8 protein-coding genes and 2 pseudogenes are annotated in these 9,757 nt (G+C 68.4%); all 10 read right to left on the bottom strand.

What is annotated here, in order from left to right; all coding sequences use genetic code 11:
- Nucleotides 1-25: 25 nt before the first annotated feature.
- Nucleotides 26-1,180, bottom strand: a complete 1,155-nt coding sequence (locus GJ632_RS15145) for a PTS fructose transporter subunit IIC (protein ID WP_089806816.1) — start codon at nt 1,178-1,180, stop codon at nt 26-28.
- A 98-nt stretch (nt 1,181-1,278) separates the two neighbouring features.
- Nucleotides 1,279-2,208: a 1-phosphofructokinase gene (gene pfkB, locus GJ632_RS15140; protein ID WP_191453390.1), complete on the bottom strand. Its 930-nt coding sequence runs from the start codon at nt 2,206-2,208 to the stop codon at nt 1,279-1,281.
- Nucleotides 2,205-2,972 carry an HTH-type transcriptional regulator GlpR gene (gene glpR / locus GJ632_RS15135; RefSeq protein WP_089806819.1) on the bottom strand — a complete coding sequence of 256 codons (768 nt, stop codon included), beginning with the start codon at nt 2,970-2,972 and terminating at the stop codon, nt 2,205-2,207. Before glpR ends, pfkB begins: the two co-directional genes overlap by 4 nt.
- Before the next feature lie 174 nt (nt 2,973-3,146).
- Nucleotides 3,147-4,114, bottom strand: a pseudogene (gene leuB, locus GJ632_RS15130) (3-isopropylmalate dehydrogenase).
- Complete coding sequence (gene leuD, locus GJ632_RS15125) at nt 4,107-4,721, bottom strand: 3-isopropylmalate dehydratase small subunit (protein WP_343161201.1); 615 nt, start codon at nt 4,719-4,721, stop codon at nt 4,107-4,109. Before leuD ends, leuB begins: the two are co-directional and overlap by 8 nt.
- Nucleotides 4,718-6,139, bottom strand: coding sequence for a 3-isopropylmalate dehydratase large subunit (gene leuC / locus GJ632_RS15120; RefSeq protein WP_191453389.1), 1,422 nt, complete (start codon nt 6,137-6,139; stop codon nt 4,718-4,720). The genes leuD and leuC overlap by 4 nt, the downstream gene beginning before the upstream one ends.
- The gene (locus GJ632_RS15115; protein ID WP_089806827.1) at nt 6,132-6,356 is read right to left on the bottom strand and encodes a hypothetical protein; all 225 of its coding nucleotides are present in this window, start codon (nt 6,354-6,356) and stop codon (nt 6,132-6,134) included. The genes leuC and GJ632_RS15115 overlap by 8 nt, the downstream gene beginning before the upstream one ends.
- Before the next feature lie 6 nt (nt 6,357-6,362).
- Entirely contained in the window at nt 6,363-7,382 is a 1,020-nt protein-coding gene (gene ilvC, locus GJ632_RS15110) for a ketol-acid reductoisomerase (RefSeq protein ID WP_343161202.1), read from the bottom strand.
- A gap of 21 nt (nt 7,383-7,403) precedes the next feature.
- The gene (gene ilvN / locus GJ632_RS15105; protein ID WP_089806831.1) at nt 7,404-8,096 is read right to left on the bottom strand and encodes an acetolactate synthase small subunit; all 693 of its coding nucleotides are present in this window, start codon (nt 8,094-8,096) and stop codon (nt 7,404-7,406) included.
- Nucleotides 8,093-9,757: pseudogene (gene ilvB, locus GJ632_RS15100) on the bottom strand (biosynthetic-type acetolactate synthase large subunit); the annotation flags it as partial. The gene ilvN and the pseudogene ilvB, both read right to left, overlap by 4 nt.

The raw sequence follows: 9,757 nt of genomic DNA, 5'->3' as shown, positions 1-9,757 counted from the left end.
CGTCGGTGTCGTCTGTCGTCTGTCGTCAGTCGTCGGATGTCGCCGCGGCCGTCTCCGTCTCGCCCGCGCCGACGCGGTCCTCGAAGTCCGGCTTCCACACCGTCGCGATGGCGGCCGTCACGAGCGACCCGATGACGATGGCGCCGAGGAAGACGAGCGGTTTGTTCGACAGCGGAACGACGAAGATGCCGCCGTGCGGGGCGGGCATCGTGACGTTCAGCGCCATCGACATCGCGCCGCCGACCGCGCTCCCGGCGATGATGGACGGAATCACGCGGACGGGGTCCGAGGAGGCGTACGGAATCGCCCCCTCCGTGATGAACGAGAAGCCGAGGACGATGCCGGACTTCGCGTTCTCGTACATCTCCGCGGCGTACAGGTGCGGTGCGACGAAGTTCGAGATGGCGAGACCGATAGGCGGAATCATCCCGCCGATCATCACCGCGGCCATCGGCGCCGTGACGCCCTCGGCGATGAGGCCGGTGGCGAACACGTAGGCGACCTTGTTCACCGGGCCGCCCATGTCGAACGCCATCATCCCGCCGAGCAGTGCCCCCACGAGGACGGCCTGTCCGCCCTGCATGCTCTGGAGGAAGCCGGTCAGCGCGGCGTTCGCGATGGCGACCGGGACGCCCAGGACGAAGATGACGAGGGGCGACAGAATCGCCATCGTCAACACCGGCACGATGAGCACCGGCATCATCGGCGTCACGTAGTCCGGGACGCTCCAGCCCTTTATCCAGCGGGCGACGTACCCGGCGAGGAGACCGGCGACGAGTGCGCCGAGGTAGCCCGCGCCGGCCGCGCCACCCTGCAGACCGATGACGTCACCGGCCGCCTGCAGGACGTTCCCCTGCTGGATGATGTACGAGAGCAGGAACCCGGGCGCGAGACCCGGCCGGTCCGCGATGGCGTACGCGATGTACGCCCCCAGGATGGGCACCATGATCGTGAGCCCCGCCACGCCGATCTGAGCGAGGAACCAGCCGAGCGTCCCGGTCGCACCGAACACTTCCTGCACGCCGGTCCCGGTGACGCCCGCCACGGCGTACCCGAGAGCGAGGAAGATACCGCCGATGGTGACGAACGGAATCATGTACGATACGCCGGTCATCAGGTCCTCCTTTATCTTCGTCAGGTAGGCCCGATACGCGTTCTCCGCTGACTGCTTGCTTGACATGGATTGCTCCCTCACGATAGTTTCTGTATATCTTCAAAAACCCTTTCGGACATGAACGATTTTGAACGATTGCGCTCGCAAACCGGACCCAGCGAGCATCAGGGACGCGCCGCGGAGAGCGTCACGTCGTCCCTGTCGTCGAAGATGCCGTCGAAGTCGGGGACACTGGTTCCCGACGCGGCGACGACGCGCGACGCGACGGTGACGCCCGTCTTCAGCGCCGTCCGTTCGGACTCCCCTCGCGTGAGTCCGGCGAGGAAGCCCGAGAGGAGAGCGTCGCCCGCGCCGACGGTGTCGACGACGTCCGCGGGGACGGCGGGCGCGTGGTACGTGCCGGACTCGGCCGCCAACAGGGCGCCGTCCGGGCCGAGCGAGGCGACGACGAACCGGAACTTGCCGTCGCGGAGCGCCTGCGCCGCCGCCGCGCAGTCGGCCGTCGTCTCCACGGCCATCCCGGTGGCGACGGCGAGTTCGTCGCGGTTCGGCTTGCAGGCGAGGTAGGAGGCGTCGAGTTCGGCCAACGCCGCCCCGCCCATGTCGACGGCCGTCTCCCAGTCGCCCGCCGAGGCGAGTTCGTCCACGTCGTCCGTGGTGACGCCCTTCGGGAGACTGCCGGCGACGACGAGGCGGTCCGGCGCGCGTTCGCGGACGCGGTCGACCAGCGCCGTCACCTCCCCGTCGCGAACCGCCGGCCCGTCGTGGTTTATCTTGTACTCGCCTTCGGGGCCGAGAACGGTCGTGTTCAGGCGCGTTCGGTCGCCGATGTCGACGAAGTCGTTCGGGACGGCGTCGTCGTCGAGGCGGTCACGAATCATCTTCCCGAACGGGCCGCCGAGGAACCCGGTCGCGGGGGCGTCCACGTCCAGCGCGGTGAGGTACTTCGAGACGTTGATTCCCTTCCCGCCGGCGTCGAACTTCGCGTCGTCCGTCCGGGCGACCGTCCCCGTCCGGAGCGGTTCGTCGACCCGGACGGTGTGGTCGACGGCGGGGTTGGCCGTCACCGTCAGCACGTCGTCGCCGTCGGTCATTCGGGCGGCACCTCCACGACGGTGACGCCCTCGTTCTCGAACGCCTGCCGCTCTCTCGGCGGCAACTCCTCGTCGGTGACGAACACGTCCACGTCGTGCACGTCGGCGAACTTCACGAACGAGCGCTTGCCGACCTTCGTCGCGTCGGCGACGAGGACGACGCGCGCGGACTTCTCGGTCATCAACTGCTTCATCCGCGCCTCGTCCTCGTTCGGCGTCGTCAGGCCGCCGTCGGCGTCGATGGCGTTCGTCCCCAGAAACAGGAGGTCGAAGTTCGTCCGCTCCATGAACGACTCCGCCGTCGGCCCGACCAGCGCACGGGTGCGACTTCGGAGCGTGCCGCCCGTCAGTTTCACGTCGTTCTCCTCTTTCCCGAGTTCGACGGCGAGGCGCGGCGAGTTCGTCACCGAGAGGATGGAGCCGTCCTTCGGCGCCTGTTTGGCCACCTCCATCGTCGTCGTCCCCGCGTCGAAGAAGACGACCTGTCCCTCGGCTATCTCCGCGACGGCGCGGTCGGCTATCGCGCGCTTGCCGTCGAGGTTCTGTACCTCCTTCTGCCCGTACGTCTGTTCTTTGCCGACGGTCGTGACGGGCACTGCGCCGCCGTGCGACCGTTCGACGAGGCCGCGGTCCTCCAGTTCTCGGAGGTCACGCCGGATGGTGGCCTTCGAGTAGCCGAGTTCCTCGGCCAGGCCCTCGACGGACCGCCCGTCGTCCGCCGAGACGAGTTCCACGATTCGTCTTTTGCGCTCTGCGGGTAACATAGGCGTCAGTCGTGTTCGGCAGTAGCCCCTGTTCGTTGTTAATTGTTCGTGTTCGAGAATCGTTCAGTCCTGCACGTTTTGCGCGAGAAATACGCGCGAGCGTGCAGACCGAGGCGGAGCGCAGTCGCTCACGAACGGGGAACGCAGAAGAGAGCGCCGCGAACGCGGGCGCGTTCAGTCGAGTCTGTCGATGACCGCCTGCGTCACGGCCTCCGTCGAGGCGTCGCCGCCCAGGTCGGCCGTGCGCGGGCCCTCCGCGAGGGTCGATTCGACCGCCTCGCGGACGGCCGCACCCTCGTCGTCGTAGCCCAGGTGTTCGAGCAGCATCGCCGCCGAGAGAATCGTCGCGGACGGGTTCGCGACGCCCTCCCCCGCGATGTCCGGCGCGTCCCGTGGACGGGTTCGAACAGGGCGTTGTCGGGCCCGATGTTCGCCGACGGCAGGAGTCCGAGGCCGCCGACGAGTCCGGCCGCGAGGTCCGACAGCACGTCGCCCGCGAGGTTCGGGCAGACGACGACGTCGAACTGCGTCGGGTCCAGACAGACGCGCGTGGCGAAGGCGTCCATCAGCACTTCCTCCGTCTCGACGCCTCGTTCCTCGGCGACGGAGACGACGGCGTCGCGGAAGCGGCCGTCCGTCTCCCGCATCACGTTCGCCTTGTGCGCGACCTGAAAGCCGTCGGGCGCGTAGTCGCAGGCGAACTCGGCGAGTCGCTCGGAGGCCGAGGTGGTGACGACGCGCGTCAGCGTCGAGAGGTCCGCCGAGAGGCGGTCCTCGTGGCCCGAGTAGACGCCCTCGGTGTTCTCCCGGAGGAAGACGAGGTCCGTCTCCGGTCGAAGCGCGTCCACGCCGGGGTACGCCTTCGCCGGGCGGACGTTCACGAACGAGTCCACCGCCGTCCGGAGGGGCAGAATCACGTCCGCGGCCGTCTCGCCCGCCGCGCCGAACAGGGTGGCGTCGGCGTCGGCGACCACGTCGTACGTCTCCTGCGGGAGTGCCTCGCCGGTCCGCTCTTTCACCGCGTCGCCCGCCTCCGCCGCGACGAACTCGAAGTCGCCGACGGCGTCGAGGACGGACACCGCCGCCGGGACGACTTCCTTCCCGATGCCGTCGCCCTCGACGACGACTATCTCGTCAGTCATCGCTCTCCACGTAGGGGAGCGAGTCCACCGTGTCGCGGACCGCCTGCTGGTTCGACTTCATCAGCGCGGTGGTGTCCCACACGCCGTCGACGAGCGCTTTCCGCTGGGCGTCGTCCACGGTCACGTCGACGGTCTTCCCGCCGTAGGTGACCGTCTCGGCTTCCACGTCGACCTCGATGTCGCCGTCGGGGTTCTCCTCGACCCACGACTGCAGTTCCGAGATGGTCTCGTGGTCGGCGGTGACCGTCGGGATACCGAGGGCGAGGCAGTTGCCCGCGAAGATTTCGGCGAACGACTCGCCGACGATGGCGTCGATTCCCCAGCGCATCAGCGCCTGCGGGGCGTGTTCGCGCGAGGACCCGCAGCCGAAGTTCGCGTTGACCACCATCACCGAGGAGTCCTTGAACCGGTCCTCGTTCATCGGGTGGTCCTTTGGTTCGTCGTCGTCGTCGAACCGCAGGTCGAAGAAGGCGAACTGACCCAGTCCGTCGAAGGTGACCACCTTCATGAACCGGGCCGGGATTATCTGGTCGGTGTCGATGTCGTTCCCGCGGATGGGGATGCCCGTCCCCGAGACGTAGTCGACTTCGGGTATCTCCGTCGTCACGCCAGGTTCACCTCCTTCATCTCGCGCACGTCGCTCACTTCCCCGTTGACGGCCGCGGCGGCCACCATCCGGGGGTTCATCAGCACGGTGCGGCCGTCCTTCGACCCCTGCCGGCCGACGAAGTTGCGGTTCGACGAGGACGCGCAGGCCTCGTCGCCCTCCAGTTGGTCCTCGTTCATGCCGAGACACATCGAACAGCCGGCGTTGCGCCACTCGAAGCCGGCGTCCTCGAAGAGGTCCTTCAGGCCCTCCTCCTCGGCGGCCTTCTGGACGCGCTGGCTGCCGGGGACGACCATCGCGCGCACGTCGTCGTGGACCTGTCGGCCCTTCACGACGCGCGCGGCGCGGCGCAGGTCCGCGAGGCGCGCGTTCGTGCACGACCCGAGGAACGCCACGTCGATGGGGTAGCCCTGCATCGTCTCGCCGGGCGTCACGCGCATGTGTTCCTGTGCGCGCCGCGCGGTGTCGCGCTTGTCCGCCGGCAGGTCCTCGGGTGCCGGAATCGGTTCCGTGATGCCGACGCCCTGTCCGGGCGTGGTGCCCCACGTGACGACCGGTTCGAGTTCGTCGCCGTCGATGGTGACCACGTCGTCGTACTCGGCGTCCTCGTCGGAGCGGACGGACTCCCAGTACGGCTTCAGTCGCTCGAACTTCTCGGGGTCGTCGGCGAACTCGTCCGTCTCCGCCAACCACTCGTACGTCGTCTCGTCGGGGTTGACGTAGCCCGCGCGGGCCCCGCCCTCGATGGACATGTTGCAGATGGACATCCGGCCCTCCATGTCGAGGCTCTCGATGGCCTCGCCGGCGTACTCGTAGACGTAGCCGACGCCGCCGTCGGTGCCGAGCCGTCGGATTATCTCGAGGATGACGTCCTTCGCCTCGACGGCGTCGCCGAGTTCGCCCGTCACCTCTATCTTGCGGACCTGCTGCTTCTCCATGGCGATGCATCCGGTCGCCAGCACGTCGCGAATCTGCGAGGTGCCGATACCGAACGCGAGTGCGCCGAACGCGCCGTGCGTCGAGGTGTGACTGTCGCCGCAGACGATGGTCATCCCGGGCTGGGTGATTCCCTGCTCGGGCCCGATGACGTGGACGATACCCTGGTCGCCCGTCGTCGGGTCGTCGAACTCGATGCCCGCGTCGCGGACGTTCTGCTCCAACTCGGCCATCATCTCTTCTGCGGCGTCGTCGGCGTACGGCCGTGACTGGTCCGCCGTCGGGACGATGTGGTCCACCGTCGCGTGCGTCCGTTCGGGGAAGGCCACCTCCATGTCGCGTTCGCGGAGCATGCCGAACGCCTGCGGACTGGTCACCTCGTGGATGAGGTGCAGGCCCACGAACAACTGCGTCTGTCCGGTGGGGAGCGTCGTGACGGCGTGGTTGTCCCACACCTTGTCGTACAGCGTTCCCTCACTCATCTACATCACCGTGGCCGCGGGTCCACACGTCGTTGACGTCGTCGCCCTCGCGCGGCGTGTGGTCCACGTCGCCCATGGTCTCCTCGTCGCTCGGTGCCTGCGTCTCGCCACCGTCCGCCATCGCCGGGCCGCGGCGGAACGAGTACCCGAACGTCTCCTCGGTGTGCGGGTTCGTGTGGCTCACGTCTCCCATCGTTCGCTCGTCTGTGTCTGTCATCGTCGGTCAGTCGTCCGCCGGCGCCTCCGCCGCCTCTTTGTCGTCCGCTTCGTCCTCGGCCCACGCGAACAGGTCGCGCAGAGGCGCGCCGACCCGTTCGATGTGGTGGTTCTCCTCGCGGTCCTTCAGTTGCGTGTAGGACGGCCGTCCGGCCTGGTTCTCGGCGATCCACTCGCGGGCGAACGTCCCGTTCTGGACCTCTTCGAGAATCTCTTCCATGTTCTCCCGGGCGTGGTCGTCCACGACGCGGTCACCGCGGGTGAGGCCGCCGTACTCGGCGGTGTCGGAGACGGAGTCCCACATCTCCTTGTGGCCGCCCTCGTACATCAGGTCCACGATGAGTTTCAGTTCGTTCAGGCACTCGAAGTACGCCATCTCCGGGGAGTAGCCCGCGTCGACGAGCGTCTCGTAGCCCTGCTTGACCAGCGAGGTGACGCCGCCGCAGAGGACGGCCTGTTCGCCGAAGAGGTCGGTCTCGGTCTCCTCTTGGAACGTCGTCTCGATGACGCCCGCGCGGGTGCAGCCGATGGCGTGCGAGTACGCAAGCGCCTCCTCCTTGGCGTCGCCCGTCTCGTCCTGATAGACGGCGATGAGCCCCGGCGTCCCCTGGTCGCTCTCGTAGTTGCGGCGGACGAGGTGCCCCGGCGACTTCGGCGCGACCATCGTCACGTCCACGTCCTCCGGGGGACGAATCTGGTTGTAGTGGATGTTGAAGCCGTGGGCGACTGAAGCGTGTCGCCCGCGTCGAGTTCGTCGCGAATCTCCTCGAACACCGCCGGCTGGACGGTGTCGGGGACGAGGACGGAGACGATGTCCGCCTCGGCGGCCGCGTCGACGGGCGTCGCCACGCGGAGGCCGTCGGCCTCGGCGGCGTCGCGCGAGGACGACCCCTCGCGCAGGCCGACCACTACGTCGACCCCGCTCTCGGCGAGGTTCTGCGCGTGGGCGTGGCCCTGACTGCCGTAGCCGAGGACGGCCACCGTCTTGTCGTCGATGTGCGTTCGGTCCGCGTCGTCGTCGTAGTATACTGTCGTGGTGAGTTCGTCGTCAGTCATCGTAGTTGGCTGGTGTGGTCGGTTCGCCGGAGGTGGCCGGTTCCTCTCCGGGGACGGTCGGTTGGTCGCCGCGCGCCAACGCGGTCTGGCCCGTTCGGGCTATCTCGATGATGCCGAACTGGCGGAACGCGTCGATGGCGTCGTCTATCTTCTGTTCCCTGCCGGTGAGCTGGACCGTGATGGTCCGCGGGCCGGCGTCTAACGTCTCGCCCTCGTACATCTCCGTGATGGCGTGGACCTTGTCCGGTTCGTCGCCGCGGACCTTCAGGACGACCAACTCCGCGCGCACGGCGTCGTCGTCCAGTTCCCCGACGGCGATGACGGGCTTCAGCTTCGCCAACTGCTTCTCTATCTGGTCGATGCCGGGGTTCGACTCCTCGGCGACCATCGTGATGCGGGCGTGCCCCTCGACGGTGGTCGGGCCGACGGTCAGGCTCTCGATGTTGAACTGCCGCCGGGAGAACAGCCCCGCCACGCGCGACAGCACGCCGGGTTCGTTCTCGACCAGCGCGGAGATGACGGCGCGCCGCGTCGACGGTTCCGCCTCGACTTCGGGGTCGATGCGGATGCCCTGCGAGTTGCGCCGTCCCTCCGGGTGCGGCCGTTCGTCCGGTTCGGGGCCCTGCAGGCCGTGTTTGGGCAACTCTCCGTTCTGGTCCGCGTCGGTCGAATCCTCGGAACTCATAGCTGGTCCTCCGTCAGAGCGAACTTGCCGTTCGCGCCGCCCGAGGGGACCATCGGGTAGACGTTCTCCCGCGGGTCGATGTGGAAGTCGACGACCGACGGACCGTCGTACTCGATGGCCTCCTCGATGGCGTCGGCGACTTCGTCGTAGTCGTCGACGCGCCACCCGCGCGCGCCGAACGCCTCGGCGAGTTTGTCGAACTCGGGACACCAGTTGTACTCCGCGGCCATGTGTCGGCCCTCGAAGAAGGCGTCCTGCCACTGGCGCACCATGCCGATGTACTCGTTGTTCAGCACCGCGACGGTGATGTCCAACTCCTCGCGGACGGCGACGGACAGTTCCTGAATCGTCATCAGGAACGACCCGTCACCGTCGACGCAGACGACTTCCTGGTCGTCGTCCGCGGCGAGGCGGGCGCCGATGGCCGCGGGCAGGCCGTAGCCCATCGTCCCCAGTCCGTGCGAAGACACCCACGTCCGCGGTTCGGTGAACGTCCAGTACTGCGCGGCCCACATCTGGTGCTGGCCGACGCCGGTGGTGACGACGGCGCGGTCGGAGGTGGCCTCGTCCAGACACTCGACGACGAACTGCGGTTTCAGCGGTTCGTCATCGGGCGTCGCGTAGTCCATCGGGTACGCCTCCTTCCACGCGAGGCACTGCTCGCGCCACTCGCCGGCGTCGGGCGCGTTCGCGACTTCGGAGCCGAGTCGGTCGAGCGTCGTCGCCGCGTCGCCGACGACGGGGTAGTCCGCGTGGACGTTCTTCGATATCTCCGCGGGGTCGATGTCGACGTGGATGACCTCGGCTTCGGGCGCGAACGTGTCGATGCCGCCCGTCAGGCGGTCGTCGAAGCGCGTCCCGACCGCTATCAGCAGGTCGGTGTGCGTGATAGCCATGTTCGCGTAGCCGGTGCCGTGCATGCCCGCCCACGAGAGACACAGGTCGTCGTCCTCGGGGAACGCGCCGATGCCCGGCATCGTCGTGACCACGGGGATGCCGTTCTCGCGGGCGAACGTGCGCGCCTCGTCGGTGGCGTCCGCCTTGATGACGCCGCCCCCGAACAGGAGCAGGGGTCGCTCCGCCGCCTCTATCGCGCGGGCCGCGTCCGCGACGGCTTCCTTGTCGGGTTCGGTCTGGGGCGTCGTGGTCTTCGGCGTCTCCGCCGGACCGGGTTCGCGGTCCGTCTCGCCGAGCGTCACGTCCTTCGGCAGGTCGACCAGCGTCGGACCCGGCCGACCCTCGTCGGCCAGCGCGAACGCCTCGCCGACGGTGTCGCCGACGGAGTCGGCGTCGGAGGCGAAGTAGTTGTGCTTCGTGATGGGCGTCGTGACGCCGATGGTGTCCGTCTCCTGGAACGCGTCGGAGCCGACCATCGCCGACGGCACCTGCCCGGTCAGGGCGAGGACGCCGTCGGAGTCCATGTTGGCGTCGGCGATGCCGGTGACGAGGTTCGTCGCCCCCGGCCCCGACGTGGCGAGGCAGACGCCCGGTTCGTTGCGGACGACGCCGAACGCGTCCGCGGCGTGCGCCGCGCCCTGTTCGTGCGCCATCGTGACGTGGCGGATGCCGGAGTCGTAGAGCGCGTCGTAGACGGGCATGATGGCCCCGCCCTGCACGCCGAAGGCCGCCTCGGCGCCGGCGTCTCGAGGGCGCGGACGACG

It is taken from the genome of Halogeometricum sp. CBA1124 (assembly GCF_009741955.1).
Taxonomy (GTDB): Archaea; Halobacteriota; Halobacteria; order Halobacteriales; family Haloferacaceae; genus Halogeometricum; species Halogeometricum rufum.
This window is presented reverse-complemented; position numbering and strand designations above follow the sequence as displayed.

What these genes read in the sequence shown, in the direction of transcription:
- GJ632_RS15145 (WP_089806816.1), bottom strand. Translation starts at nt 1,180, where the DNA reads ATGTCAAGCAAGCAGTCAGCGGAGAACGCGTATCGGGCCTACCTGACG.
- pfkB (WP_191453390.1), bottom strand. Translation starts at nt 2,208, where the DNA reads ATGACCGACGGCGACGACGTGCTGACGGTGACGGCCAACCCCGCCGTC.
- glpR (WP_089806819.1), bottom strand. Translation starts at nt 2,972, where the DNA reads ATGTTACCCGCAGAGCGCAAAAGACGAATCGTGGAACTCGTCTCGGCG.
- leuC (WP_191453389.1), bottom strand. Translation starts at nt 6,139, where the DNA reads ATGAGTGAGGGAACGCTGTACGACAAGGTGTGGGACAACCACGCCGTC.
- GJ632_RS15115 (WP_089806827.1), bottom strand. Translation starts at nt 6,356, where the DNA reads ATGACAGACACAGACGAGCGAACGATGGGAGACGTGAGCCACACGAAC.
- ilvN (WP_089806831.1), bottom strand. Translation starts at nt 8,096, where the DNA reads ATGAGTTCCGAGGATTCGACCGACGCGGACCAGAACGGAGAGTTGCCC.